The sequence below is a fragment of the Nitrososphaerota archaeon genome (genome assembly GCA_029785825.1).
Lineage (GTDB): Archaea > Thermoproteota > Nitrososphaeria > Nitrososphaerales > Gagatemarchaeaceae > UBA183.
The window spans coordinates 44,710-70,480 of record JAFLYY010000002.1 but is presented as its reverse complement, the minus strand read 5'-3'; the positions used below and the strand labels follow the sequence as shown (position 1 = coordinate 70,480).

The following is a 25,771-nucleotide window of genomic DNA, read 5'->3' as shown; positions in this document are numbered from 1 at the left end:
TTCCTCGTTTAATCGTATTCTCCTTCAATCTCTAACTTCGTTCCAACTGAACCATGCCCGTCTGTGAACTTGGCTCTGGCCATGCGTGTGGCCATGGAAACATCGATAGCCTTTACACCATCTGGTAGTATGAAGCAACCGACTTCTTTCCCATTGAGTGTGGTAGTGCTAGGGCATCCAAGTATCTTTTGGAAGTATTCCCTCTGGAACTTGGGCGAGGCGAACGATGCCTCGAATACGTATACCCCGTCAACATCTTTGGAACCCACGGCATCATCGATGCAGAGAGCAATCACGAGATATCTGCTGAATTGGAGACTCATTTGTTACCAGCCTTCCCTACTTGTGCAGTTGCCGACCACGTTGTCTGCTTCTTGTTCTAGTCTTGGCATATTTCTCTACCAAAGTCTTCGATTTTCCGATGGTATCAATCGGCCTGGGTGAGTTTGGAAGCAACGACTTGCTTGCCAGTAGTTTTGTAGACTAACCGGCCGCGCCTTAGCTCCATCTCACCAGGAAGCACACCTTTGGCTAGGACATAGAGCCTGGCCCACTCGTTAAGTTCCTTGGCAGGGAGGCCGCCGTCCATGGCCCTCTCTGAGAGCTCCATGAAACGAGCGGCCTTCTTAGCCGATGGGAATATGCCGTAGTTGGGGTTTCCTTCGCCCATTACTTCCTTTGGCAAGTTACAATTCACGCTCTGGTGCCCACGCTTTTCGTATCTCGCCCTTGAGAAACGCCGCATTGATTGGATTGTCAGAGAGCGGCATGGTCACGGCTTCCTGTAGCTTTCGAACATGCGAATTCTGGACCTGCCGTCGGCGGTCCTATCCCTATACGTCACGGTTATCCCGCGGCGCAGCAATGTTTCGACTAGAAGCGATGCATCAGCATCCTCCTCTAGATAGGCGAACTGCCTTCGCATGTATGAATAGGGGGTTATTTTACCAGCTATCCCAAGACGCCCAAGCACATCCTTCCTGATCCTTACCCAGCCATGACCAGAGTCGCTGAACGCATAGAGGACAAACACCCCAGGCTTATTCCTGCTAAGGAATTGGAACTGTTTTTCACACTCAATCGTGGGCATGGAAGGTCCCGGCTGTAATGCCGCAACCTCTGTGCTCACGCCGAGTCGACCTCTATGAATGAAATACCATATGGGGGAATCACGAACGAGACACGATGATTGCGCTCCTTATTGTCCTTCGATAGTGCGTTGTCCCGCTTCTTTTCATCGTAGTACCAAGTGACGCCTTCCCGACCGTTCGCTAGCCACCATTGACTCGTGTTATCTGGGGCTTTGTATACCCCGTCGGAATCGACATTCAGTTGGGACTTGACCACGGACTCGTCGGTGTAGCTACGGAAGTAGACACGGATTATGCTTCGTTTTATGTGTATTTCCAACATCTTTTTGTCACCACTGTAGTTCTGAATAAAAGGCGGGCGCCTACGTCTTCTGCTTGCTGCCAATACCCCTATGTTCCAGTAGGGTGTAGAGCTTGGTCTTGCGTCTTGTGTTAGTAAGAATCTCGCGGTGGACTCTGTTGGTAGACACGGGCTCATTAAGGCGTTCTGCTAGGTCTGTTACCGTTAACCCCTCGAATTTCGGGGGATCTTTGAGAGCCCATTCTACCTCTCTTGCGAATTCTTCATCTGATTTCTTCTTTGGCATCGTGCACTACCTATTTGCAATTATAAAACAGTCTTCCCGGAGCTACAGTAGCTCCAGGAAGATGCTCGCCTTGTCACCCTTCAATGCTTGAGCCGCCAGTCTGAGGTTCTCTTCAGCAGTGCCCCGTGGGGCAATCTGAAGGAACTGCGCAACTGCTTCGGAGGCCTTCTTGATAGAGTCGGCCTTGTCAGCCTTCCTTGATTTCAGGGCATCCACCACGTTATCAAGGACGTTGAAGACCTGGGAAGTGGAGTCCGCACCACTGACGACCAGCTTCTGTCTCAGCTTCTTGTACTTCGCATTGACGGCCTTCGGCTTTCCGCCGGCGGCTTCTGCGAGCAAGTGTACAAAGACACTGAGTTCATCCTTGAAGCGGTCCTCAATGGCCTTCACCATCTCGGCTTCTTTCATCTGCATCCGCTTCTTGAGGTCATCAAGCCCGGCCTTCTCCTCATCGGAGATCTTCCCGAGCATGTCCTTCACGCGGTCCTCTGCGTACTTGATGTAGACCGATGGCTCGATCCAGATCTGACTGTGCTCCACCCTCATTGGATAGACTGTGTTTTGCGGCGTCTCGACACTGATACCATAGCCTGCAAGGAAGGACTGTACCTCTCCCCACTTCTTGCTGGTACTGTACCTGTCGATCCCGTCAATCACGGCCTTCTTCATAAGACGAGTATTCAACTCGTCTATCTCCTTCTGAAGGTCAGGGATCTTGTTCACCATCACTATGTGGACCCTCTTCTTTCCGATGGTGAGAATGTCACCGTGGTGCTGCAGAATGTCATACCTGACAGTCCTGAGCCGCTTGAGAAGATTGGGAATGTAGAGCGGGACCCAATAGAACGTTGCCGCCTTACTATTCTTGCCGTAACCCACGAATACCCGCTTGCCACCCTTCGCGGCCCCCTTCCTGTAACGGGTATCAATGGACTTCAGCTTCCTTGTAAGGCCGGTGACGAACTCCATATGCTTGGCATTTGGTATCGACGAAATGTCGACAGTCAACCTTAGGAGCTCCTCAGATGGACCCTCCAACTCTATCTGCTCACTGTTGAGCAGTACCCTCTTCCCCAGACGCACCTTCGTCTGTTTTGCTTGCTGCATGTTAGGTCACTTCTTCAGATTCGGGATTGGCACCTTGGCATCCACTTGCTTCTCGTAATATTCGAGCTTCTCCCTCACTGCCTTCAGTATCTGCTTCATCTTGTACTTGTTGGAGGTAACACGGAGAATCCCGATGTCACTGAACATCGTTGAGAGCCATATGGCCATAGCATTGTATGGTTGACCCTTGAATGCCCTTTCGAATATGTCATGAGCCTTGTCGCCAAGTTCATAATCATTGTGCTTGTTGTCCCTCTTCAAGATACCAGCATAGGTAAGAGCATTAACAGTTGCAGTTACAATGTTGGCATCGTACCCGCTTTTGATCAGTTCGTCCACCAAATCGGACCCTCGTGCTCCGGCGGCTCGGATTAGTGCTGCCTGCTGGATTTCGAGGCGTTGGGCGTAGGTAGTGAAGGTCTGCTGGTATGCAAACTCAAATCCATCAATCTTTGAACGAGCGGTGAGAGCCTCCAGTGACGCAAAGTTTACATCAAGCCCATTGTCCTTCCAGCGGTTGACGAATGTTATCTGGTCGTCACTGTCAAGCCTCGCTATGAATCGGGCAAAGGAGTATGGAATGACGAACGATCTGCTAGATAACGTTGGGCTGATGGTTGATACATGAAGCCTCGATGCCAGTGATTGCACGAAGTTCTTGGAATTCCCACCACGGCTGATTACAACCAGGTCTACCAAGTCGGGATGGAGGTTGCCCATTGTTTCGATCAGTAACGAAGCTGACTTGTAGTTCAGGTTATTGCTAGCACAGAACTCGTCAAGTCCTGCAAGTTTTGTGCTTCCCTTGGATTGCTTGGAGATTGCTACCTTGAGCGCCTTGTAGATGTCATTGACGTTGTATATTTTCACTTGCAATTAAGCCACCTATTGGTTCAAAAAGAACCGCCGGGAGGGACTTAACGTCCCTCCGGCTTCAACTTCCCGCTCTTGTCCAAGACGTACTGCTTGTCGTTTGCCGTGACAGTGTACTTCTTCTTGTCGACGTCGCAGAAGACAGATACTTTCACAGGCTTCTCCGAGTGCGCTCTCAAGTCACCAGACTTTGAGACAGCATCGGTGAGACCCGAGTCTTCGACAGACGCCAACTTCACTACCAACTGGTCGCCACATTTCCAGCATGAGTGCGACGCCTCAACTGCGAAGTTGGGAGCCACATCAGTCTCGGCTGACACTGTGTTAGCAGGGCTCGAAAGTGGGTCGGCAAACTTCACCTTGGCAACAATAGTTGCCTCGAAGAAATTTACTGCCCCGCAGCTCTTCTTCGGGCATTCGACCATGTAGCCGTCGCCCGTGAGCCAATCACCGTTGACCTTTTGAGCCTTCGGCATTGGTACATCTGGGGTTGAGCTTGGGCCCTCCATGTCATTATCTGCAGAAGAGCCGCTGCTTGTTGCTGGCTCATATCCATCGGAGCCAGTGGTAGATGGTTCCTCGAGCTTTGGAAGGATTGTGATCAGTGCTTTGCTGTCAATGAGTGATGCCAGTGTGCTTGCAGACATCTGCGTCTTGCAGACGTGGTCAGCGAGGGCTATCATGCTGTCTGGGTTCTTGACTCTGACGATCTCGTCAAGGTGCTTCATTGTAAGCCTGAACCCTGTCTTGCGCTCTGTGTCGTAGATTGATTTCATGACATCTTCGGTGAAGACGTCAAAGAGCTTGGCACATTCGTCCACCTTTGCTGGGCTCAGCTTGGTTGCAGTCAGTATGTCCTGCTTGTCATTCCTGTTAAAGCTGTCGTTGAGTGTGTGGTAAAGCTTGAGCTTCTCGACCCAGTCGAGGTTGCTCCGCACTTCATTCTCAATGTAGGCCCTTGTGAAGATCTCACTGTTGGAGATGTTCTTGCTGACCATCGCCTTGTAGGTCTTCACATTCTTGTCCTTCTTTGCAGCCATTTGGAGTGCGGCCAGTCTCTTCTGCCCGATGTAGATCAGGTACTTCCCGGTCTTCTCGTCGAGCACTGCGTATCCTGGTTCGAGCTGTCCCTTGGCTAGTATGGAAGCGCTAAGATCTTCCACGTCAGTTCCTGTGTAGTCGAATCTGAATATTGTCAGAGAGTGTGGTTCACACTTCGAAAGCGGCAGTTCCTGGTATTCGTCAATAGTTTTAGTTACCATTTTTTCACCTCCTTCTTGTCCTTTCAAATTCCGACGGAACAAGCAGGCCCTTGATACCAACGTACTTGATATCTTCCTTACTTGCCAGTCCATCCCATGCCATACGGAAGAATTCCGTTGCTGTCTGCCTAGTTTCTGGGGTCATTTTTTCGAACACCTTTCTGTCTGATTCCATCAGTGCATTCAGGGCTATCGTCTCAGGCGACTTGCCATGGTCCTCGTGGATCATGCGATAGTAGGTCTCTTTGTACTCTCTGAGCAGATCTATCATGTGGCCGCTCTTGTCGTAGATAGTCCTGCTCATTGGGTAGTTGTTGGACGATGGGTTAAATTTCTTCATGATATTCGCGATTTTCATATCGCGGCTCTGTATACGTGCTTGGTCGTCTATAGTGCTTGAGACGCGTTTCTCTGTCTTGAAGAGGCTGAAACACCTCTTGCTGCTTACCCGCACATTCACACGGGTGTTGTTGAACATGGTCCCGATTGCCTTGAACTGACTTTTTGAAATGGCGACGACCGCACCTATGAGTTGTATGTTCAATTCGCCGTTCTTGTCAACGTCAGCAAGATCGGGCTTCAACTTGAGGTCGTAAATGTTGTTGTGGAGCTTTACAAGCTTCTTTTTCCCCTTGTACTGATGCCCATCGATAAGTATTTGCACCTTTGATGGTTCACCAGTCATTATCCTGAACGAAACACGCTTCACCTTAAAGAGGCGAAGGTTAGACTTCGATAGATAGTCCTGGAGTTCTTCATTTGTCGTGATCATGCTCACCTGCGAAGCAGCCTGCTTCACGAGGTAAGCCACTGCTTGGTTCAGAGTGAGACCGCTCTGCTTTCTGTACTTCTCAATCTGAGGCTCCACCAGTTCCATTATTCTCTGTTTCAGCTGGTCGCTGAGCGGAAGGGTGCTGACAGCAGCCTTCACAACGTTGTGCGGCCTCGCGTTCTTTGTGATAGCATACTGGCCCTTGATGAAGTCATACTGCTTTCTTGTCATGGCACGACCGCCAAAGATTTGTCCCATCTCTGACATAGATGGAGGGACCTCTCCATGAGGCGACATGGAGTCGTAGACATGCCCACTGTTTTCTTCTTCGCTCAATTCCATCTCCTCAATTGCTGGGTTCTGCATCCGAGAGCAACCGGACTGCTCAAACTAGATAAGCCGAGGGTCCCGTTTATCCCAAGTTCATGCGGGGGGGATTCTGCTTTTTCTAAACCAGCTAATGCACCAAGAAAGCCTAACATGCCTTATTGACACAAGTATCTATTTAAGCAGTCCTGATTATTTTCGACGTAACTCTAACTTGTTGTGAAAGTTACGTCGAAAATACCTTCCTAGTCTGGCTCGCTCGTACCTAGTTCTTCTTCAACAAACTGAAGCGTCTCAAGCTGTTCTACCACATTTCTGCTGAGGTAGGACCGTGATGTTAGCCATTCGATGTATGCTTCAGTGGCGTTTTCCGATTGACTGGCATTGGTTGCAAGTGCGGCGTTTTGGCTTGCCTTGACAACACGACTGTCTCTTAGATTGATAACAATCTGTGAGTCATCTTTTGTAACGCCTTTTCTGACCTTGGTGATAGCGACGAAGGGGTCCATGAGTGGGTCTGCTTTGAGTTCGGCGATTACGGCTTTCATTTGTTCCTTGTCTGGTTGGAATTTTCGTACAACGGAGACAAGGCGTTTCTTCCTTTTGCTTCCGTCGATCTTCTTGATCAATGGTTCGTATTTCTTCAGTAATTCTAGTGAGTTTCTCATTTCATTCACTTCCTTTTCTGATTCGTCGGAAGGTCTTGACTGGCGATCTTGAGTGCCAGTTCTGTGGATTCCGGGAATTCTTCGGTGCTGGATTGCCCTACTCCTCTCATGAGTAGGTAAGCCACGTTCTTGTCCTTGGCTGCAGCATAGATGCGCAGGAGTGTCCACAGTATGTTGGCGCGGTCGTTAAGACTGCTGTATCCACTGTAGAACTTGTATGGTTTTTTGCCTGTAATTGCCTCGAATTCGTCTGATGGGTCGAGGCGTGAGACATAGGCCTTGCCGTTCTTTGTAAGGTACATTGCTATCTCGAACAGGCGATCAACATTGTCGATGACAACGAGTCTCGTGTCGTTGGGATAGACTAGGGGTGCGATGGCAGGGTTGTCGTGCATGGTAAGGAATATGGAGTCGTACTTGAGGAACTCTTTCACGGCCATGGGTCCCTTGTTTGTTACCTGGGTGGTTGCCTCTACTCGTGATATGAAGTCATCTAGTGCCTCGCCGCCTTTGATGTTAGTTGCTGATGTGACTGTGTATTTTGTTGGAAATGACTCGAGGAGTTCCGAGTATTTTGTCACGGAGTCCTTCCTTCCGACCTTGATTAGGTTATCGATGGTTATGTCCTTTGCGTCAGAAAAGGTTTGTGTCTCATCAGCGAACGAGTATCCTGAACGGTGTTTCGACCGGTGGATTGTATATCCACGGGCAGTTCTAGGAGGTCGTGGGAGTTTCAGGTTGTTCTCTGTGATGTATTGCGTTGCACTCCTCAGGTTGAGTTGAGAGATTACGTTCTGGACCTCGATCTGCTGGTAGTCCTTCCCCATTATGAGTATGGCGCGAGGGTATACCTGTCTCAGCAGCTTCAGATGTCTCGATGTATAGTTGGAATCTTCAATGAATAGTTCGTCGGTGGTGAACTCGGTTAGCATCACCGCCAGCTCTAGTCGTTGGATCCTCCTCCTCTCGCTTATCCCCTTGACGTCGACGTTGAAAGACAGCGTGGTGATGAACTCGTCAGTCTCTCTGTCCAAGAGCGTACGGCCGTCATTAGTAGTCCACCCGTTACGCCTGCGCGAGAACGATAGGAGAACAGCCCTATCAACGACGTCCAGTTTCGTGAATTGACTGACGTTGTGAACGACATATTTCGAGAAATACTGTGTCAATACTGGCCAGAGTTTGCTTTGTATTTGGGCCTCTGTTTCTTCCTTGAGACGTTCCCTGTCAGCCGTTGGTGGAAATGCCCGCTCGTCAGTTATGCATATGAGTGCTCTGCTGAATGGGAGCCTCAGGTTGGTATACACTGGGAGGTTGAGAAGAACTGCTCTTGTGATTCCCGATTCTGTGCTCGGTATCGAAGTCATGTCGGTCTTTGCGCGGTAGGTTATGTTGAGGGCGTAGACATCGAACCCGGGTAGTTTGAAGGTTATGACCTCACTGTAGTTGTACTGGTTGTAGTCGCTTCTGTAGGTCGAGTCGTTTATGAAACGGTTTTGGTCAGTCATGACGTTTTCGTAGGTGTCGTTGAGCTTGGTGCGTTCCTTCTTCTCTCCATCAGACAGAGTCAAGAAAGTGTCTACTGGCGACAGTCTGCAAGCTTGCTTGATGTAGGCAATCAGCCTGAGAGGGTCTATCTTCTCATAGACCACCATACTGACTGTGGTCCCATAATACTCCAAGTCTGGTGTGGGGAGTATAGCAAATGCCATGCCGTTTTTGCCCTCAACGGCGAAACAGCCAGTTTGACCGCTACTGTTTCTGTACTTCGTCTTTAGGATCATACGGTCAGAAAGTGTGGTCCAAGCGAGGCGGCCAAATCCAAACTGCCCAGGTTTGGTAGCGTCGAAGTTGCCGGATCGCCCGACCACGACATACACGTCCTTGAACATTCCGTAGGTTATGCCGGTGCTATCGATCTCTGCAACTTCTAGTAACCTGTTCTGGACGTCGTAGGTTATTTCGATCCTTGGATCTGCCTTGAAGACCTCTTTGGCATTGAGACAGGCTGTTATGGCATTGGCATAAGTTTCCCTGAAACCGCTCTCGAAGTTGGCGTAGATGCCATTGGCTATCCTTGGAAGTACTGCCTCGGCGTCTAGCTGAACGCGAATCAGACCGTTGTCATCAGCAAGTGCCGAAAGCTCTGATGTAATAGCCCCCTTCTCGATAGCAAGAGGGTCTATCTTGGGTCCTGGTTGCCTGAAGAACTTGGTCTCGGTTTTCACGTCTGTCAATTGTTCTTGTTCTGGATTCATTTTACATTATCCCTTACTATGCTCTTAACGGCGCGTCGGGGCATGTTTCTTCTGACCTGATTTCTCGTCTGTTTCATCAAGGTCTACCTCTGAGTCCTGACTACGCCGTCATCTTTCATCAGGCTCTTGACCCGTCTTGGCTCTCTCATCCAACCTACGACCAGATGCCAGTATCCTCTGCACTTCGGGCAGAAGAGAATTCCATTCCTGGCGGGCGTTAGCTGCCACTCATGAACGCACTCGAAGGTCGTAACCTTCGGCGGGGCACGGCTCTGTCTTCCCCTAAGGTTGGGCTGCTGCGCCACGATTGCAAGTGCTTCGGCAATTTCGTTTTTGCTTGTCACTGTTATACCCCTCAGTTGGTCACATGAGACACACTGCCGATCAATTCCAAGAACGTCGTTGGATTGACCACACGGCGGGATCTCCGACCTGCTGCCGTCAGATACTGTTTCCAGTCATGCGATTCGACCCATGACAGGTCGGATACCACCCTTTTGATGGCGATGCCTTGCTCCCACTTTGGATAGACCGTGCCCATTACCAGCTTGAGCATAGCTTCTTGGTTTCTATGGTCTATCGTGTTTAGGATGCTAGTACATGCAGACCCATCTTCTACGATCATCCACTTGTCGGGTGGTATCATACCGGCCACCGTGAAGCGTAGTCTGCCGTTTTCGCCAGGAAGCGACTCGAGGATGACCTTCAGATCGTTATGTGTGAGCTGCAGATACCCTTCGGAAGTCATAGATATGATGCCTTCCACATGAGTCACTTCCATTGTAAATCGTAAAAACGGAGGAAACGGACAGGCAATAGCCTGTCCGTCCTCTCTCTGGAACTTCTAGTCCAGCATGTTACGTCGGGGGGTGTAATCCCTGACGTGTCGGATCGCGTAGATCCCGGGCGCTAGGTCCAGCTTCGGGTGCTGGGTGTGGGTCATGGTGCTAGCTGTGTCGAGTACCGCGTATTCGGTCTCGCCGCTTCCAGCGAACACGGCCGAAGCGTCCAGCACGTGGTTGACACCAGACTCGCTGTGCATCTCGATCTTCTTGGTGTCGAGCTTCCTTGCGGTCTTCGGGATTGCAGAGATCCTCTCTACGATGACATCGCCTTGATGTCCTACGATTGTCCTCTTGGTCATATCTTTCAACTACTTTTGATTATTTAACGGCGCTGCTGACATCGGTGGTGGTAGGGCCCCTTAGTACAACAATCTGGGGCGCTGCCACCTACAGTTCTTCGTTACAGATTTTGGCGCTCTAGTCGAGTATATTGCGCCTGGGCGTGAAGTCGCGGACGTGTCTCACCGCATAGATGCCTGGTGCCAAACTCAGTGTCGGATGCTGAGGATGGGTCATCTGGGTCGGCCCGTCAGCTACCACGAAGCTCTCTTCGGAGTCGGCATTGAAAACCGCCGACGCATCGAGGATGTGGTTGTTGCCAGATTCGCTATGCAGGCTCAAAGTCTTCGAAGTAGCCTTGATGGCATTCTTCGGGACTGCTGAGACGCGCTCTACGATCACGTCGCCCTGGTGTCCTACTATTGTTCTCACTCTTCTTTTCACCTCCTTTTCGAGTTCATTGCCCATTTAGAAGTCAGGAGGTCCGGGCCAGAGCCCCTTCATCCTGCGGGAACAGCTCTATGGTTGGATCTGCTTCATGACCGATTCGTCGAGTATATCGGGGATCTTGAAGAGGGTCTTCATGACACTCTGCGCATCTTCGTCGTAGGCTTGTATGAGTAGTCTTGCGAGGTTCTTGTTCTTCACAACGAAGTAGATGGTCAGGATGTCGAACGCTTCATTAGCATCATTGTTGTATCGGTTGTCCCAGACCTTGCGAGGAGTGTAACGTCTGAGAATGGAACCCGCATCGAGGTCGACTTCGTACTTGAGTCCCTTGTAGGTGCGGTAGAACATGATTTCAAAAATCCTGTCGGTGGTCCCTATGACTATGGTGTTCTTGTCCTTACTGAGAAGCCTGACCATTTCTGGACGGTCATACGGTATGAGTGTGGGCCTGTTGGCAGAAAGACCTTCGATAGCTATTGCACCGTGGTTTGTTTCTACCTTCGTCTTGGCTATGCTGGTTATGAATTCGTCGAACTTCAACCCTTGTTCGCCATAGTCCGGGCTGTCAGAGACAAGCACGTAATCGGTTTGTATTCCGCTTGCCATGACATTCTTGTAGGCCTCCAAGCCAACCTTTCTGGGTATGCGGATTGCATTTGAAGGAATGCTCTGGACCGCTTCTATTTCTGGTGTTGACCTACTGTAACTGGTTGCACCGTATGTGGTGACGTAGCCGACGGAATGGCCCGTGCCGCTGTGAAGAGGCTTAGGTCGTTGGGATCTTGGTATTGTTGCGATGTAGTCTTTTGCTAACTTCGCTCCAGCCCCAACAAGGAGATTGACCTTGTTATCATCGTCCCGGCAGTTGACTATGACGGCGTCGGGAAGTAGAGCGAATATGATCTGATTGTGTCTCTCGACAAACCGCGCCGGTTCTATGAATATCTTGTCAGTTGAAGGAACTGAAGCGAGCACATGGGACAGCGAGTCGTTGTCATACGACGCGCTCTTGTGTTGTTCGGCATTCTTCCACTTGATGTATCCTGTAAGGCTTTCTATGACCTGAACGGTGCGGTTGTCGACATACCCCCGGAAGGCAGCATTGCCTCCACTCAATATGATTCTATCGTCTGCTGGGAGGTTGAGATACCCAACGAGGTCACTGACATTGAAGGCGATAAATGTTTTTCTGATTTCAGCGGTGATTTGAGCCAGGAGCTCTTCTCCTGCCTTGTCTTTCAGCCTTTCCCTGTCAGCTGTTGGCTGGAACTTCCCTTCGTCAAGAACGTTCACATACCATACCGAGAATGGGAGAGAGATATCGGCTTCTATCGGGAGGCCGATGAGATAGGTTCTAGATGAGCTGTTGTTGGCGAACACAAGTTTCTTTAGCCCGCTGGATTCCTTTTCGGTGAGGAATGCACCATACATCTCCCAGCCGCTGCCAGTGATCATATACTCCTTGAGTATTGACGCACCAGTGACACTGTAGTCAGATTTCCCATTCGTGAGAGCAACCACCTTCTGGTGGTATGTCACGTTGAGTTTGGTTGTGCCAGCCTTGAATGTGCTTGGACTGAGTTCGCCGTCATCATCGTACTCTTCGTCGTCATCCTCATCATCGTCTGTCGTATTAGTTTGCTTGCGGGTCCCTATTCCTGATGTCAGAGTCAGGTAGGTGTCAACCTTTGACAATTCGCAGGCTTTGATGATGTACTTGACTAGTGCGCAGATGTTTATTTCATCGTAGAGAACAAGCTTCACTGTCGTCCCGAAGGTGTTCAAAGTGGGTTTGGGAAGCACCACGAACGACGAAGCGTTCTGCCCCTGGACAGCGTACTTGCCGGTCTTTCCATCTGGGGTTCTGTAATGAGTTTCGAGGATCATCCTGTCTGACAAGGTCACCCATGCCAACCTGCCAAAACCAAATTGCCCTGGTCTTGTCCTATCGAAATTTCCTGAGCGGCCTACGACGGTGTAGACCTCTTTGAAGACCTCGGTTGACATACCGATACTGTCGAACTCGCGTATGGATAGCTCTCTTGTCTTCGGGTTGAGAGTTATGTCCACCCGTGGTTTGGACTTGAAGATTTCCTTCGCGAGTGTGCATGCCGATACCGCGTTGGCGAAGAGCTCCCTAAATCCTGACTTGAAGTCCTTGTAGATATCCTTGGAGAGACGCGCCATAACGACTGATTGCTCGAGTTTCATCTCGATTACGCCATTACTGCCGCCGAGAGCTGTTAGATCCTCAGCGTATTGTGTCTGCTCCTTGTCAATGTTGAGAGGTACTGGTTGTTCTGCGGCCGGCGGCGTATAATACTTCTTTTCTGTTTCTTGCGCGCTCAATTCCATTCAACTCCACAATCTTTGCAGTTGTACGACTCGACAGCCCGCATCGTTATGGTGTCGGTTATGAGGGTAGCGTAGACAGCTTCTTCCCCGCATTCAGGGCACTTCGTTGCCGCCACATGAGTTGATTCTTCGTAACGAGGCATTGTCTCACTCTTGATACTTCAGGACCCCTTTGTCCTTCAGAAGGCTACTTACCATGCCATAGGGTTCTATGCGGACGTAGGTGACGTTGTCGGCTGGGATATGTTTATCGACATAGATCCTGCCGGCGCCGGGCTGGCCATCACATATTCTCATCTTCACGTAGTAGAGATCCCATGTGTACCTGTGATGGTTAAGCCAACCCTTGCTCAACACGTGTTTGATCGACAAAACTCGCACGAGTCTTTCATAGGGCGGTTTTGGAAAGTCGTAGAGTACATCGTAGCCCACATCGAGTCTCGTAATCACCCTTCTGTTGAATGACTCTGGAGGCTCCACCGTGATTGTCATAATCACTGGCTTCTGTTTCATTGTGGCCCCTCTGATGGTTCAGGTGGAAATGGGGTTTCCCGCTCCATCTTCCCGTTTTCGTTGTAGTACCTGACAACGTTTTCAATCGGGAATGTCGTCTTGCACTTCCCATGCATCCATGCCGCCTTCGTTCTCTTGGAATAGTCGCTGGTAGGGTTACCCATCTCGTCGATGTCAACAGGGAAGATCGAGATACTATTCAGCGGAGCAGGGCACTTCGGGCATACGACGTCTGGACTGTCGTCTTCTTTGTTGTATTCAATTTCAGTGTTAACCCGTTTGGGGTTAGGTCCTAACGTATTCACTTTGAAGACAGTGTGGACGGAAGGATTGAAGAACCTGTTATCACGGAGAAAGTCTTCAACTCCAGATTGGTCTGTACATACTGTGGCAAGGGAATACGAGGGGACGCCATCATAGCTGTACTCGAAGCGGTATACCGCTAGAAGTTTCCTATTGTCATTTGGGTTGCTCAAGGCTTGGTCTCCTTCTGCTCCTTATTCATCTGGGTGAACGTTAAGCCACGATCATGTGCTTCTTTGGCCCCCAGCTTCTGAACATGGCCGCAGTTGGCGCAAATCGAAACTGGTACTGTTGACCCTTTGATTGCCACGATTACAGCCATCGCGCCAAAGTCACATATTTCACAGTCCTCGTCGCGTAGCGTGTAGATGTACCCATTACCTTCTTGGAACATACTGTAGAGGGTCTCTTCAGAAGGTGATGGCACATACTTTGCCTTGGTTTCCTTGCGCCAAGCCTTTATTGCGCTCTCGACAATGGCGACTTCTGAGTTGCCATCTAGTGGATTTCCGCAAGTGGGGCAGATGATCCAGTCCGCTTCGATTTCCTTTTGGCACTTGTTACATTGTAGATACATGCTCTAAACCTTCCTCTCGAGATATCCTATTGCCTCGTTGACGTCTGTACCACTGTCGTAGTGGCCTGCGCTGAATCCTAGCTTGGGAATAACTTCTTTGACGAAGTAGTAGATCCAGTTGGCCTCGAAGGCTTGCCCCTTGTTGTAGCACCTATCATAGGTGTCCATCCATGCAGCTTTCTCTGAAAGTGGCACTCTCGACTTGTCTAGGATATCAGCTCTGTAGTAGGGAATTGCCGAAAGTAAATGCTTGCACACATCGAACCTGATTGTGCGACCCCCTGTTTTCTTGTCTACATTGTTGTATTCTGGGCAATTGGTCGCCCAGACCTTGTTCTTGAAGTCGAGGGTGGTAAGGTAATGACCATTGTTAGCCGATTCCATGAGGAAGAATGCTCGCTGGTTCTCTGCTGCGACATACGAAACTGATCTCTCCAGTGCTCGCATTATCCTGCTTGACACGGCAACTTTGGTTGCCTTGGAACTTACAGTCACGAAGTCTGGGAGTGATGCTCTCAGACTCTGTATTGTGACATTGGTTTCGCTCCACCCGTCCGTGGCAAATATGTAGTTCACGTGCTTCGAATCAAGGAGACGATCAGGAGTTATGGAGGTCTTGCTGAAGTAGCGTGGCAAGCCCGAAGCCGACGTGAGGGCTTCGAGCTCTGCCAATGACTTGGGTTTCTTGTAGTCTGTGATGAGCATCAGGAATGGATTTTCTTCTGCACTCATTTCCTGTTTCACTATCTCCTAACTAATAACACCAAGTCAGCTCTTGTCGAGATGCGCGAGCGTGTCGAGGACTTTGGTCCGGCGTTTAACCATTTCCTCGTAGTTGTTGGCATCACCCATGGCGATCTGGAATAAGCCGGCAAGTTCTTTGTCCTTGCACATGAGGTACACATGTAGTATTGACAGGTTGTGCTCGTAGAAGTTGCCTCTGGAGTACCAGTTATCTCCAAAATAGGCTCTGGAGATTATGGACCCTTCAGTGTCAAGCTCGAACTGTCGTCTTCGCTCCTCGAAGTAGAACATGACTTCAAAGATCGTGTTAGCGTCAGCAAGTATTCCTATGACAGGAGTGTTGTTGTTGCTCTCCCATGGCTCACCAAGCGATAGGTCCGCTGCTGTCTTGCCCTTGAACATGAGTTGGGCTGTGTCGGGCATGTCATAGACGCATAGCATGGGGTACATGTCCTTTGGTATGTCCTTAACTGCCATAGGGCCTTCGCTGGTTGTCACGATCTTGGTTCCCACCTTGCGCATGAATGCCGCCAGACCTATTCCGATTCCGTCGAGATGCTTCATGTCCCTGGTGACAACGTAGTCATGGCGGAATCTCCCGATCCGGCGGATGTACTCCTCGAGAAGCCTCCCATCTGGGATCTTTATGGTCGTTTCTGGAAGCTCCTGCTTCGATGCGCGTTTGCGTGCCGTGTAATTATTAGACTGATAGATGACGTAGTCGATGGGTTCTACAGAAGCTACTTTCTTACCCTTTCCGAACTCTTTCAGATCTCTGACTCCATAGTCCCTTAGCGCCTTGGCAGTCTCCTCGTCGTGGATAATTACAGCCACAGCATTCGGGACAATTGATTGCACCTTTGGCAAGTAGTGCCCTGGTGTGCCGTTGAGCGAGAAAAAGAGTCGTTCCTTGGGTATGAGGTTTAGCATTCGTCCTAACGGTATCTTCCATCGTTCGCTCATCCCACGGGTAGATACCTCTGTAGTAATCATCTGTATAATTGGATGGTCACCCATAATGGTAAAGTTACGAGCGTAGACATCGAAGATGATCTTCCATTCTTTTGGTAACGCCATGTAGTCAGTCAATGTGCTCATTGACAATCTCTGGACAAGCATATTCCTGAAGACTTGCACCAGCTTCTCGCTCAGAGCTTGGGCTGTGTCTTCTCTGAGCCTGTCCCGGTCTGCTGTTGGCTGGAACTTCCTCTCATCGAGTATGTTAACCAACAGTGCCGTGAATGGACCTGAACTGCGGTCTTGGTCTATTGGCATGCCAAGAAGCCTATAGTCAGCGTATGCATAGAGGTGGTCTCTGTATTGTTCCCACTCGGTGTCAGCGCTGGTCCAACTATACTTGCCTACGGCAAGCTTCCCATAGACTTCTACTTCACTATCCTTGTAGGTCAGCATCTCGGTTGAGAGTATTTTGGTGTCGTTATGGGTGTTTTTCTTGATGTTAGCGTCAAGTATTGATTCGGGCGTCATTGTAAGAGGTGTTACTATCTCCTTACCGTCTGAGATGACTTTGAGCGTCGTTTTGATAGGGACAAGTTGCCCGGCAGTCTTGATGTAGCTCTCAAGGCGGCTGAGGTCTAGGTTCTCGTAGAGGAAGAATGATAGTGTAGTGCCGAAATCATCGATGTCTGGTGCTCGCAACGGGGCGAAAGCAAGACCTTCTTTGTTCTCAAGAGCGTATGACCCGGTTCGACCGTCTACAGTTCTGTACTTTGTTTCGAATATCATCCTGTCGGACAGAGCTACCCATGCTAACCTTCCAAACCCGAACTGTCCGAGGCGTTTGCCGTCTGCATTGCCTGTTCGCCCGACTACGCGGTAGATGTCTTTGAAGGCCTCTGGCGACACACCCATGCTGTCAATCTCCTTGATGCGGAGCATGCGCATGTCCTTGTCTAGTGTTACTTCGATCGTTGGTGTGGATTTGAACGTCTCGGCTGCGCTCTGGCAAGCAGTTACAGCATTGGCATACGTTTCACGGAAGCCAGCGAGGTAGTTCTTGTATATGTCCTTCGCTATCCTGCTCAGGACCACATCAGTTTCGAGCTCTGTCTTGATCAGGCCATTCTCATTTACTATGCTCTTGAGGGTGTCGTCAAGTTTGATCTCATTCTGGTTAAGAGCCAAAGGGTCTACCTTCGGGGTCTCTGGAACATAATACACTTGTTTGTGTTCTTTCTTATCCATTTCTATCACTCACGCAGCTACTCCGAAAGTCTTCTTGTAGTAAGCAGCCTTGCACCCATCATCACAGAATGTTTGCGTAGGTGAGGTCCGCGTCTCTTGGAACGACTTGGCGCAATAGGCGCAGGTCCCCATCTTGGAACAGTCTGCAAGTCTTTGTAATTCATTGTATGCTTGCAAACCACACGACTCTGGCAATTCGCTCATTATGATACGACCCCGCTACGAGGCTCTTGAGTTATTTCGAAGGAATCGCCTTCCAGCAGATCGGCGAGCCCCAACCAGTCTTTCGTCTGGACTTCGTCTACTAGCTGCCCTATGACTTCGGGAGTTGCGTATCTCCAGATGTCTGCAGCTAGGCATATCCCGTCAGAGAAGTGGTCCGAAAGGCGCCTATTGGCATAGTTGGTGGAGAAGAACCTCCTGATCTGAGGAAGTAATGGCGCCGCCTGGTCGAGAGCGCCTATGCACTCGTCAGTGATTTCCTTCCTCGCTGCACACTGCTCTTCTGCAGACGCTTTTCTGGCGGTGGCTATCGCTTCATGCTTGCCCTTGAGGCTTGGGAAAAGGTCATACAGGGCAGATCTGACATCGTCATAGTACTGCTCTTCGCCGGCCTCAGATTCGGCTATGGCCAGTGCGGTGAATATCTTTTCCGCGAGGGCCTCTGTGAGTGTCTGGCTCATTTCTTGGTCGCCTTTCTCTTTGACGTGTGCTTCTTCCTCCGTATGCCCAGTGAGTTCACAGTCTTCTCATAGGCCGCCCAGCTGACCCCGAGCTCCTTCGCCATCAACATCTCTATCTTTGTGGCGAATTTGTGTTGAGCCTGATATGGTGCCCTTGGATCGTCGCCTGGTTCGTCGTATTTTCTGTGCAGACCCGCTTTGCGCTCCTCTTCGAACTGCACATCGAAGTCAACCACTTCTTCGTCGGTGACGCCCTCTTCTTTGCACAGTTTGTATTCGACCAGCTCGTGGAGCGCCACGAGGAAAGTGTACCGCCTGTCCTTCATCCGGCTAGCTCTGATCTTGGCTGGCCTGGTCTTGGTGGGTGGAATCCAGTCGCCAACGGTGGGGTATCTCTGCTCTCGGTGCGGGACTTCCTGTATCACTACGTCTGTGTTGCGCATTTTCTATCCCTTCCTTGCAATTGTCCGCCCGTAGATTCCAGAGAGCATCTTCGCGTAGTCTGGAACAGGTACCATCTTCTGCCGTCGAGTGTCGAAGGTTAGGACATCGCCTAGGTCAATGTACTTCGGGATCTCGAGGTAGAGCGTGTTTATGGGCACGCCTCTTGCAAAGATCCTCGGTACGACGATAGTCATGAGGTTTTCATCGACCTTCCTGGCTACATACCGTTGGATGCTTGCCTTCGCTTGTTCTTCGGTTGCCCCCTTCGTGGAGTAGACTTTGATGAGCTGCTCTACGCCGAAGCCGGCTTCTTCCATCTCAGCAAACACGGCATCACTGACCTGTTCGAATTCTTCAGGTTTCAGGAGCACTTTCTCCTCGAACAGTTGCTCATCAGAGTAGGCAACGCCCTTCTCGAAGACATGTTTCACAGACCAGTCGAGTATGGTAGAAGCGCGTCCTAGCATCCTTTCGAATGCTAACACGTCTTCTTGCTTCACCTTGACATAGTAGCTTGGAGTCTTAACCAGCACGCCTTCTTCGCGGCCGGCGAACTCCATAAGCTCGGCAAACGATGTCTGTGAGAACGGCTTTCCTTGTACGACCTTGACCTTCGCGCTTTGGGGCACGATCTCATTGATGGAGGGGTATTGGAGGAACTCCAGGCCCTTCTCGGTCCTCGCAAGGACGTCGAAGACCACGTACATGTAGTCCCCCGCATCGATGTAGATCCCCTTGGAAAGGAGAGGGTCGACGCAGATAGGGTTGTACTTGCTCACTAACTCCCCGAACGCGGCTGCTACATCGACTCCGTTGGGTTCGAACGCCGGCTTCATGGACTCGATGATGCTCGGGGCGAACTTCGACAAGACCACGTTGCCCATCTCGTCGATGGAGCCATTTGCTCTGCCCTCTTCGAATATCGGCTGGTAGCGCTTCTTGAATGCCTCGAATGATGGTTCTTGGACTCCGAGGACAGTCTTGGCGTTCTTCGTGAGCGCCAGGTTAATTTCGTTGATAAATGCAATAGGCGATATAGTCCCGCGGGTCCTGTAGACTATCCCTGATGATGTGGAAACAAGTCCTATCATCGTTCCATTCCATTTGTGCTCGAAGTACCCGTTGGTCAATGATGCCAGGTACGCGTTGACATCAAGAGCCCTTGGTGGATTGTCGATGTGAGGGTAGCCTGGGATGAATTCGCCCAAAGCAGTGTCAAATGCCAACCCGAGGAACCGTGACCGGTTGTTCCTCTGAAGCAGATATTCCCTTGGGGCACCTGGAGGGAATTGAGACTTCGACTTCGAGAATATCAGACTTTTGCCGCCTAGCTCGAACTTCAACGTCCCGGCGGTCAGGTTCTCGCGTATCGTTGCCAGTTCGTCGTTGGAATACAATATCATTGTCTCTCAACTCTCTTTGATTAGCTTCCGGCTTGCTCTCGCATCACCGATGTAGTATGGCCTTGGCCTTTGGGGCTGTGGTCCGATTGGCTCCTCACAGACGCATACCTGTCGGTTACACCCTGAACATATTTCGATTATCGGCTTACCGCATTTCTTGCAGGGCAGTTGTTTGCACCCCTTTTGATATCAGAGTCGGCTTAAAACGGGCTGAAGCGACCTGTAGAATGGCCTCTATCTCCCTGGCTTCCTTGCGTTCCATATCTCTTGAGAAGAGCCTGAAAGCAGGGTGTCTCATTACATGCGTCTTGGTTCCCGGTCTCAGTTTTGCAGTGTCAACTGCATTGAACGCCAGTTTTCCACATATCACTACAAGATCAGGTTTCTTCTTGTTGATTCTAGCGGTGATACCAGCCTTGGGCTTTAACCAACTACCGTCTGTTGTGTTAGTAAGAGTCGGGTTGGCATTGATTACGCTGAACTCTTGGTCCCCAAATATTCTCTTTAAGCGCTTGCCCGTTCTACTTGTAAGAAACTCCTTCTTCCACGTCGACGGGTGGTACCCCTGTTTCAGGGAGCCTTTTGCCCACGGATTTTGTAATATGATAACTACTTTCATTTTCATCATCTACCATTTGTATCACTTCATCTGCTTCTGGGCTGTCTTCCAGCGAGGGATTGTACGCCCCTTCTACGGCGTGGGGGTCCATGGTGCCCGCGATCATACGAGCCGGAATTATGACGCTCGTGCAGAAACCAAGCGGAGCGAATGGGTCCTTGACCAAGGCAAGGCTGGCGTCGGTCTTGACGACTATGGCAGGGGTACTCCCAATGCTACGGGCCTTCCGCTCGGCCCAGTACTTTGCAGCAACAAGCGATGACGTGAGATATGCATGCTTTCCCCAGTCTATCTCAACGGGTTTGCCGAGAACCGCCGGAGGCCATGTCTGAGACGTAGGGCGAATTCCATCCGCGAGGATCTTTTCTACTGAACACTTGGCGGTGCCGTGGTACAACGGTCCATGTACCATGACAGATTGACACGGAAGTTCTAGTTGGATCATTGGTTAAACCTTCCATTGGTACTGTCATGGCACGAGTGGCGCTTTGTGTGTTGTGAAAGACGCGTCATTGGAATTCTTGCTCTACCGTTGCATCCTCTTGGTCTGTATCTACCCCAAACAGCCAGAACTCGCACTCGCGGATTGGCTTGTTGGCGTAAGACGGCGGCAAGAAGTGCAGCCATGGCTGCTTACACTCATCACGGCCTGTGAGGCAAACGGCTTCGTCGTTCCCGTTTATGAATACTTGGTAGTTGTGGTTGTCTTTCTTGTCCTTCTTGAATATGACCTTGGCGACCCTTGCACCGTCATGATAGGTCATCCAAGAGTCGATCCATGTTGTGACAGTCTTGGGAATTACAAAGACCCCTTGCCTGCTGAGGTCCAACCTTTCGCGGCCTACTGGGTCCCCATCGTTGGCCTGGGTGTCTGACGTGAACTTGAAGTCGAGGAAATGCTGGATGAAGTGCTTCCTCCAGAGTCCCACTAATGGCTCTATCTTCCCTGTGTCCTTGTGGGCATTGATAGCTTCACAGACGGCGTTGACGTCACTGATGTCCTGTTCCTTGCCGTCCATTGTTACACTGAATTTCTTGGAACTGACCTCTTTGACAGTTACATTCCACTGGCCGTTGGAAGCACTATAGTCGACTTGGGCGCCCCCCATGACCACATACTTCGTGTATGTGTACGGCATCCTGGGAAGCGGCTCTACCTTGCCCTGGTCGTTGAGAATGAGGATTGTCGTCTTACTGACGTCTAGTGTTCTCACCATGTTCTTTCACCTCTCAACTCGCGTGTGCGTATCTCATCGTCAGTAAGGAGTCTGTGGATCTTCGTACATCTCCTGGAATGGTAGTACACCCAAGTCCACACGAACACGAATACTGCGCAAGCACCCAGCACGTCGAATTGGCTCCAGAGTATGTTATGGCTGTAGAAGTATGTGTAGAGAGCGAGGACCAACATCATGGCAGTATACACGGGTGTTGCCCCGTCTATGGTCCTCAGGAGAGTCTGCCTTAGCGCGCTCTTCAACGATATGCTTTGCAAGATACACCCTGCCTAGAAGTCAGGGCCCAAGTTGCAGTTTCTGAGCCCTGTGACCATCTCATAGAATTCCCTCATCTCCTTCTCTAGCGCCTTTCCCTCCAGTCCGCCGAACCCGCTGGCCCAGACGTGCTGTGCAGCTGCCATATTGTCGTCGTAGGCATCTGCTTTCTTCTGGAGGGATTCTATGGCCAGGATAAGGTTGGCCTTGTATGACTGTGGTACCTCGGTGTCGTTGACTAGCTTGGTCAACTTGCTGGCATCGAACACTGGCCTATGCGCCAATTCATCTTCGTTGGTTGCGAAACCACGGACCCTAGCAGCGAATGCACAAGCTTCGGCCTCTATAGCATTCCTCAGCCATTGAACTCTGATGCCTTCTCGTTGCGCCGGCGTCAGTGTCTTCTCCTTCTTCTCTGCAGCTTGGTACTCCGCTATTAACGAAGTGAACTCGTTGTGCCCTGCGATGGACAGCGTTGTCTCCTCGTACAGTTCCTGGAGCTTGGCCGAGCCCGGTAGAAACTGGTCGTTTCTAACCCGCTTGTCAAACTCGTATAGAGCGTGTGCTTCTTGCGGATGGATGGCTCTCTTCTTCGTCAGCGCCTCCAGTTTGTCTGCTAGCGATGGGTTCATTTCTGGTCTGCCTTCTTTCCAAATATCCTCATCACTCTTTCTCTTCCTCCTTGTCTACTGCGTCGGCGGCCCACTTCTTAACGAGGTCCTGGTACTCGAGCCGAACGAACCTCGACGCCGAGAGGGCTTCGAAGGGGTGGTCAGCAATCAGCTTCTTGGCTGCTTTGATATCGTGACGTCGTATTGCTTCGTTGAGCTGTCTTGTGAGTGGCCTTACCAGCTTTGTATTGGCGCTCATTATTACACCCTTATTGGTACTGCACGCCCGTGATTACGTCGGCACCCACGGAAGTTCCGATAGTCATTGCCATTGGCATCTCTCTCATAGGTGCAACCGCATGAGTTGGTTTTGATGACGGTCCGCTTGGGCGCCTGCTCTAGACTAGGCTTTCGTGCTCCGGGTTTTGGTCTTACGGTCATATCCTTGGTGATCATTGTCTCAACCGCGCCCCGGGGCATTGCCGCTTTGGTGGTTCCCAGCTTTCAGGGTAAAGATATCAGAACCTATCCAGTTCTCATAGTTGTACCTACCGTCGCCTGTGTGTGCGGTGGCTTCGGCGTAGTTGATACCAGTCTTGGTCTTGAAGAATGCATGTGCTTCAGCCTTTGTTGAGCACAACTTCACGCTGTCTATACAGCCCTGCCAGAGTATTACGGCAACGTAGTATGTTTTACTCTTCATGCTCTTGCACCTTTCGATTCTTCTGAATCAGACCTGTTACTAGAACGGAGGCTAGCAATTTGCTATGCCCCCGTTCTAACGCTGGTGCTGACGCTTACTTTCCTGCGAAGGACTTCATCGGCTTGGCATGCGTCTTGCCAAACTTGCTACCCAGGATGTCCCGGATGGCGTTCTTGTTAGGATAGGTCTCCTTGATCTTGACCTTGTTCATCCAGACCATTTCGCGGCTTTCGAACGCCAGCTCGGCGATATTCTCAGCAAGGCATCCCTTGTTCCTGGTGTCACGGATCTCAAGCAGCGCAGCCTTGCGATCTGCCAAGGACATTCCGTTGAACCAGCCTACGACCGCATCCTGCCAGATGTGGATGTTGACGCTGGCCTTCTGGGCGCCAAGGTTGAAGTGGTTAATTATGTGTGCCTGGCTTGCGGAGACGTTGAACGACCTGACTGGGGACATGATGTCGATGGTGACATCAGGAAGTGGTTGGAAGTCGCCATATCTCTCCCTTATTGCCGGTTCATACAGCTTCAGCACGCCTATGTCATACTGCGCGTAGTGGGCTACCATAACATCTGCCCCTTGAACGCGGTCGTGAATCTTCTTCGCGACATCTACTGAGTCGACATCCTTTAAGTCGACCATTGGCTGCCAAGGCTTGTCTATGTAGAAGTCGTTGCCTTGGATCACGAGCTTCTGTATACCACCAACCAGTAGCACCTTGTCCTGGGGGAACCGTGGGTCTCCCAGTCCTAGAGCTTCTGTATCAACGCTTGCAATGACAAGCTTACTGCCATTGTCAAGTGCATCACGGACCTTGGGGAAAAAGTTGTCCTTTACCCACTTGCTCTTTGGTGCAGCCAGTATGCCTGCCAGCAGGTTGTCAGTGTCGAACAATGCCTTACCCTGCCAATCCAGGTTCCAGCCCTGCTTTATGCTGATACCTGCACCGTTATTCTTCGTCTTTGCGTTCATTCCCTTGTACACCAATTTTTATTTCACCTTTTGGTATCAATTGTTGCCAGCAGCTACATGCTGCTGTCCAATCTTTGCCGCCGCTATGAGCTCGGGCCCTTGGGTGGCATTCAGTTTTCTTTCGGCGTCAGTTACCTTGGCAAAGTTTGCCAGGTCCGCCATCACGTACTTGATGGCGCGCATCCGCTTCTTTTCTTCCTGCTTGTCGTCGTCTGTCTTCGGAGAGTACAGTCCCATTACGCCGTTACCCTCTGTTGGAAAGGTTTCTACAACATTGATGCCTACCCGCGGCCTTGTCGTAAACCTCAGTTGCCGAGCGGCACTATTGTAGGTGACATCCTTCATAGCCTTGATTCTGGAGTTTTTCTGCCTTAGAGGGATCAGTGACTTCTCATGGTCGAGTACTCTGAAGTCCTCGCTCCACAGCTCCGGTGACCTTATTGAGCCATCTGCTGGTTTTGGCTCTCCATTGACAAGCCATGCGTAGTTGTCCTTGGGTTCACCGTCCTTGTTTCCGTAGAAGTTAAGGACCGTGTAGACTTTCACATGAAGCGTCTTGCCGGTCTCGGCGAGTTGCAAGAGCCGCCCAAGGAGTTCATAGAACACCACAGAGGGACCTTCCAACCTGTCAGCAAGCGTTTCAGTGCTTACGTGGAACAGGAAGTTGGGGTCAGTAAGTGTTTCTGCTTCTCCCCATACCTGTGGAAGATAACTGAAGTCGCTCTTTGGATAGGTCTTGTCCTCGATGATGTAATGCTCGAGAAGGTAACCGTCGTTAGTTTCTGTTAGCTGCGAGACTACTGTGTCCGGGCTTCCTCTGAAACCTCGGCTCGTTGTGCATATGAGCCCAGCGCTCCATGCTGTTCGTCTCATGCTAACAATTGATGCGATGACCTTGTTCAAGTCGCTAATTACCCTGCGGCTTGCCGCGAGAGTCTTGTGCGCTTCCGTGCCAGCTTTCATAGCCGGAGTCTCGATGACAGATTTATGGAACACAAACCTGTCTACGAAGTCCTTGTTCCTGCTTTTTCCACCGAAAAGCCATGAATATGAGACACAATCCTTGTACCCCCTGTCATACCGCTTGCATGCTACGCATGAAGTAGTCAGTGGTATGGATTTTGCTTCGGTGTCTTGCTCTGCGACTGTGTTAGCCAGCCCTTTGACTTCTACATCTTGGTATTGGTTTTCTTTCATCAATTGCTTTCGTCTCCTGTCCAGTCAAGCAGCGTCGTCTGCCGCCCACACTTGCATGGGATAGTTCTGCACTTGTTGCAAATGACGAAGTACAGGCCCGCCCCTCTGATATCGATGGTTGCTGCGCCGCGGCAGACGCAAACGGCTTCAGTTATCTTCCGGGGCAACAGTGGACCCCTCTGACTTTTCGGAGGCAGCTACCAGCTCGTCGTTTGCTAATGCGGCCTTCTTGTATGACACGGACCACAGGAACAGGTTCCACACTAGATGGTTGATCTGGTCCTGGAGTGCTTTTCGCTTCCGTAGCCTGTACCAAGGGGTCTCAGTCAGGGAAACTTCTAGCTGACCAAGCTTAGTGATGAAGTTAGCAGCCCGCTTGTTATCAACAGTAGATTCCACGATATTGTCCATGTTTCATGTCAACTC

At 50.6% G+C, this 25,771-nt stretch carries 30 protein-coding genes; all 30 read right to left on the bottom strand.

Going from position 1 to position 25,771, the window contains the following annotated elements; all coding sequences use genetic code 11:
* Nucleotides 1-8: 8 nt before the first annotated feature.
* The gene (locus JRN21_09560) at nucleotides 9-323 is read right to left on the bottom strand and encodes a hypothetical protein (protein ID MDG6989545.1); all 315 of its coding nucleotides are present in this window, start codon (nucleotides 321-323) and stop codon (nucleotides 9-11) included.
* A gap of 104 nt (nucleotides 324-427) precedes the next feature.
* A complete protein-coding gene (locus tag JRN21_09555; GenBank protein MDG6989544.1) occupies nucleotides 428-670 on the bottom strand; it encodes a hypothetical protein in 243 nt (80 codons plus the stop codon).
* 102 nt (nucleotides 671-772) lie between these two features.
* Nucleotides 773-1,129 (bottom strand): hypothetical protein, encoded by a 357-nt coding sequence (locus JRN21_09550; protein ID MDG6989543.1) that lies wholly within the window; start codon nucleotides 1,127-1,129, stop codon nucleotides 773-775.
* 324 nt (nucleotides 1,130-1,453) lie between these two features.
* On the bottom strand, nucleotides 1,454-1,678 hold the full coding sequence (locus JRN21_09545; GenBank protein MDG6989542.1) for a hypothetical protein: 225 nt from the start codon (nucleotides 1,676-1,678) through the stop codon (nucleotides 1,454-1,456).
* Nucleotides 1,679-1,720: 42 nt separating this feature from the next.
* Complete coding sequence (locus JRN21_09540; protein ID MDG6989541.1) at nucleotides 1,721-2,788, bottom strand: hypothetical protein; 1,068 nt, start codon at nucleotides 2,786-2,788, stop codon at nucleotides 1,721-1,723.
* Nucleotides 2,789-2,794: 6 nt separating this feature from the next.
* On the bottom strand, nucleotides 2,795-3,658 hold the full coding sequence (locus tag JRN21_09535) for a hypothetical protein (GenBank protein ID MDG6989540.1): 864 nt from the start codon (nucleotides 3,656-3,658) through the stop codon (nucleotides 2,795-2,797).
* 47 nt (nucleotides 3,659-3,705) lie between these two features.
* On the bottom strand, nucleotides 3,706-4,950 hold the full coding sequence (locus JRN21_09530) for a ParB N-terminal domain-containing protein (protein MDG6989539.1): 1,245 nt from the start codon (nucleotides 4,948-4,950) through the stop codon (nucleotides 3,706-3,708).
* Complete coding sequence (locus JRN21_09525; GenBank protein MDG6989538.1) at nucleotides 4,928-6,061, bottom strand: hypothetical protein; 1,134 nt, start codon at nucleotides 6,059-6,061, stop codon at nucleotides 4,928-4,930. The genes JRN21_09530 and JRN21_09525 overlap by 23 nt, the downstream gene beginning before the upstream one ends.
* A 206-nt stretch (nucleotides 6,062-6,267) precedes the next feature.
* Complete coding sequence (locus JRN21_09520; protein ID MDG6989537.1) at nucleotides 6,268-6,651, bottom strand: hypothetical protein; 384 nt, start codon at nucleotides 6,649-6,651, stop codon at nucleotides 6,268-6,270.
* Between the two features lie 44 nt (nucleotides 6,652-6,695).
* Nucleotides 6,696-8,927, bottom strand: coding sequence for a hypothetical protein (locus JRN21_09515; GenBank protein MDG6989536.1), 2,232 nt, complete (start codon nucleotides 8,925-8,927; stop codon nucleotides 6,696-6,698).
* Nucleotides 8,928-9,303: 376 nt separating this feature from the next.
* Nucleotides 9,304-9,714, bottom strand: a complete 411-nt coding sequence (locus JRN21_09510; protein ID MDG6989535.1) for a hypothetical protein — start codon at nucleotides 9,712-9,714, stop codon at nucleotides 9,304-9,306.
* Nucleotides 9,715-9,792: 78 nt separating this feature from the next.
* Nucleotides 9,793-10,092, bottom strand: coding sequence for a hypothetical protein (locus JRN21_09505; GenBank protein ID MDG6989534.1), 300 nt, complete (start codon nucleotides 10,090-10,092; stop codon nucleotides 9,793-9,795).
* 118 nt (nucleotides 10,093-10,210) lie between these two features.
* Nucleotides 10,211-10,540, bottom strand: coding sequence for a hypothetical protein (locus tag JRN21_09500; protein MDG6989533.1), 330 nt, complete (start codon nucleotides 10,538-10,540; stop codon nucleotides 10,211-10,213).
* Nucleotides 10,541-10,591: 51 nt separating this feature from the next.
* On the bottom strand, nucleotides 10,592-12,871 hold the full coding sequence (locus JRN21_09495) for a hypothetical protein (protein MDG6989532.1): 2,280 nt from the start codon (nucleotides 12,869-12,871) through the stop codon (nucleotides 10,592-10,594).
* Between the two features lie 153 nt (nucleotides 12,872-13,024).
* A complete protein-coding gene (locus tag JRN21_09490; protein ID MDG6989531.1) occupies nucleotides 13,025-13,390 on the bottom strand; it encodes a hypothetical protein in 366 nt (121 codons plus the stop codon).
* A complete protein-coding gene (locus tag JRN21_09485) occupies nucleotides 13,387-13,866 on the bottom strand; it encodes a hypothetical protein (protein MDG6989530.1) in 480 nt (159 codons plus the stop codon). Before JRN21_09485 ends, JRN21_09490 begins: the two co-directional genes overlap by 4 nt.
* On the bottom strand, nucleotides 13,863-14,270 hold the full coding sequence (locus JRN21_09480) for a hypothetical protein (protein MDG6989529.1): 408 nt from the start codon (nucleotides 14,268-14,270) through the stop codon (nucleotides 13,863-13,865). The genes JRN21_09485 and JRN21_09480 overlap by 4 nt, the downstream gene beginning before the upstream one ends.
* A 3-nt stretch (nucleotides 14,271-14,273) precedes the next feature.
* The gene (locus JRN21_09475; GenBank protein MDG6989528.1) at nucleotides 14,274-15,014 is read right to left on the bottom strand and encodes a hypothetical protein; all 741 of its coding nucleotides are present in this window, start codon (nucleotides 15,012-15,014) and stop codon (nucleotides 14,274-14,276) included.
* Between the two features lie 24 nt (nucleotides 15,015-15,038).
* Nucleotides 15,039-17,228 (bottom strand): hypothetical protein, encoded by a 2,190-nt coding sequence (locus JRN21_09470; GenBank protein MDG6989527.1) that lies wholly within the window; start codon nucleotides 17,226-17,228, stop codon nucleotides 15,039-15,041.
* 194 nt (nucleotides 17,229-17,422) lie between these two features.
* Nucleotides 17,423-17,902: a hypothetical protein gene (locus JRN21_09465; GenBank protein MDG6989526.1), complete on the bottom strand. Its 480-nt coding sequence runs from the start codon at nucleotides 17,900-17,902 to the stop codon at nucleotides 17,423-17,425.
* Complete coding sequence (locus JRN21_09460; GenBank protein MDG6989525.1) at nucleotides 17,899-18,345, bottom strand: hypothetical protein; 447 nt, start codon at nucleotides 18,343-18,345, stop codon at nucleotides 17,899-17,901. Before JRN21_09460 ends, JRN21_09465 begins: the two co-directional genes overlap by 4 nt.
* Before the next feature lie 3 nt (nucleotides 18,346-18,348).
* Nucleotides 18,349-19,743 (bottom strand): hypothetical protein, encoded by a 1,395-nt coding sequence (locus JRN21_09455; GenBank protein MDG6989524.1) that lies wholly within the window; start codon nucleotides 19,741-19,743, stop codon nucleotides 18,349-18,351.
* 151 nt (nucleotides 19,744-19,894) lie between these two features.
* Nucleotides 19,895-20,374 carry a hypothetical protein gene (locus tag JRN21_09450; GenBank protein MDG6989523.1) on the bottom strand — a complete coding sequence of 160 codons (480 nt, stop codon included), beginning with the start codon at nucleotides 20,372-20,374 and terminating at the stop codon, nucleotides 19,895-19,897.
* A 503-nt stretch (nucleotides 20,375-20,877) separates the two neighbouring features.
* Nucleotides 20,878-21,585 carry a hypothetical protein gene (locus JRN21_09445; GenBank protein ID MDG6989522.1) on the bottom strand — a complete coding sequence of 236 codons (708 nt, stop codon included), beginning with the start codon at nucleotides 21,583-21,585 and terminating at the stop codon, nucleotides 20,878-20,880.
* A gap of 290 nt (nucleotides 21,586-21,875) precedes the next feature.
* Nucleotides 21,876-22,493, bottom strand: a complete 618-nt coding sequence (locus JRN21_09440) for a hypothetical protein (protein MDG6989521.1) — start codon at nucleotides 22,491-22,493, stop codon at nucleotides 21,876-21,878.
* 31 nt (nucleotides 22,494-22,524) lie between these two features.
* Nucleotides 22,525-22,731 (bottom strand): hypothetical protein, encoded by a 207-nt coding sequence (locus tag JRN21_09435; GenBank protein ID MDG6989520.1) that lies wholly within the window; start codon nucleotides 22,729-22,731, stop codon nucleotides 22,525-22,527.
* A gap of 201 nt (nucleotides 22,732-22,932) precedes the next feature.
* Nucleotides 22,933-23,175, bottom strand: a complete 243-nt coding sequence (locus tag JRN21_09430; protein MDG6989519.1) for a hypothetical protein — start codon at nucleotides 23,173-23,175, stop codon at nucleotides 22,933-22,935.
* 94 nt (nucleotides 23,176-23,269) lie between these two features.
* Nucleotides 23,270-24,163 (bottom strand): hypothetical protein, encoded by an 894-nt coding sequence (locus JRN21_09425; GenBank protein MDG6989518.1) that lies wholly within the window; start codon nucleotides 24,161-24,163, stop codon nucleotides 23,270-23,272.
* Between the two features lie 21 nt (nucleotides 24,164-24,184).
* Nucleotides 24,185-25,348: a hypothetical protein gene (locus JRN21_09420; GenBank protein ID MDG6989517.1), complete on the bottom strand. Its 1,164-nt coding sequence runs from the start codon at nucleotides 25,346-25,348 to the stop codon at nucleotides 24,185-24,187.
* Between the two features lie 144 nt (nucleotides 25,349-25,492).
* Nucleotides 25,493-25,756 (bottom strand): hypothetical protein, encoded by a 264-nt coding sequence (locus tag JRN21_09415; GenBank protein MDG6989516.1) that lies wholly within the window; start codon nucleotides 25,754-25,756, stop codon nucleotides 25,493-25,495.
* Nucleotides 25,757-25,771 lie beyond the last annotated feature (15 nt).

What these genes read in the sequence shown, in the direction of transcription:
- JRN21_09560 (MDG6989545.1), bottom strand. Translation starts at nt 323, where the DNA reads ATGAGTCTCCAATTCAGCAGATATCTCGTGATTGCTCTCTGCATCGAT.
- JRN21_09555 (MDG6989544.1), bottom strand. Translation starts at nt 670, where the DNA reads ATGGGCGAAGGAAACCCCAACTACGGCATATTCCCATCGGCTAAGAAG.
- JRN21_09545 (MDG6989542.1), bottom strand. Translation starts at nt 1,678, where the DNA reads ATGCCAAAGAAGAAATCAGATGAAGAATTCGCAAGAGAGGTAGAATGG.
- JRN21_09540 (MDG6989541.1), bottom strand. Translation starts at nt 2,788, where the DNA reads ATGCAGCAAGCAAAACAGACGAAGGTGCGTCTGGGGAAGAGGGTACTG.
- JRN21_09525 (MDG6989538.1), bottom strand. Translation starts at nt 6,061, where the DNA reads ATGCAGAACCCAGCAATTGAGGAGATGGAATTGAGCGAAGAAGAAAAC.
- JRN21_09505 (MDG6989534.1), bottom strand. Translation starts at nt 10,092, where the DNA reads ATGACCAAGAGGACAATCGTAGGACATCAAGGCGATGTCATCGTAGAG.
- JRN21_09500 (MDG6989533.1), bottom strand. Translation starts at nt 10,540, where the DNA reads ATGGGCAATGAACTCGAAAAGGAGGTGAAAAGAAGAGTGAGAACAATA.
- JRN21_09490 (MDG6989531.1), bottom strand. Translation starts at nt 13,390, where the DNA reads ATGAAACAGAAGCCAGTGATTATGACAATCACGGTGGAGCCTCCAGAG.
- JRN21_09480 (MDG6989529.1), bottom strand. Translation starts at nt 14,270, where the DNA reads ATGTATCTACAATGTAACAAGTGCCAAAAGGAAATCGAAGCGGACTGG.
- JRN21_09465 (MDG6989526.1), bottom strand. Translation starts at nt 17,902, where the DNA reads ATGAGCCAGACACTCACAGAGGCCCTCGCGGAAAAGATATTCACCGCA.
- JRN21_09460 (MDG6989525.1), bottom strand. Translation starts at nt 18,345, where the DNA reads ATGCGCAACACAGACGTAGTGATACAGGAAGTCCCGCACCGAGAGCAG.
- JRN21_09450 (MDG6989523.1), bottom strand. Translation starts at nt 20,374, where the DNA reads ATGAAAATGAAAGTAGTTATCATATTACAAAATCCGTGGGCAAAAGGC.
- JRN21_09445 (MDG6989522.1), bottom strand. Translation starts at nt 21,585, where the DNA reads ATGGTGAGAACACTAGACGTCAGTAAGACGACAATCCTCATTCTCAAC.
- JRN21_09440 (MDG6989521.1), bottom strand. Translation starts at nt 22,493, where the DNA reads ATGAACCCATCGCTAGCAGACAAACTGGAGGCGCTGACGAAGAAGAGA.
- JRN21_09435 (MDG6989520.1), bottom strand. Translation starts at nt 22,731, where the DNA reads ATGAGCGCCAATACAAAGCTGGTAAGGCCACTCACAAGACAGCTCAAC.
- JRN21_09430 (MDG6989519.1), bottom strand. Translation starts at nt 23,175, where the DNA reads ATGAAGAGTAAAACATACTACGTTGCCGTAATACTCTGGCAGGGCTGT.
- JRN21_09415 (MDG6989516.1), bottom strand. Translation starts at nt 25,756, where the DNA reads ATGGACAATATCGTGGAATCTACTGTTGATAACAAGCGGGCTGCTAAC.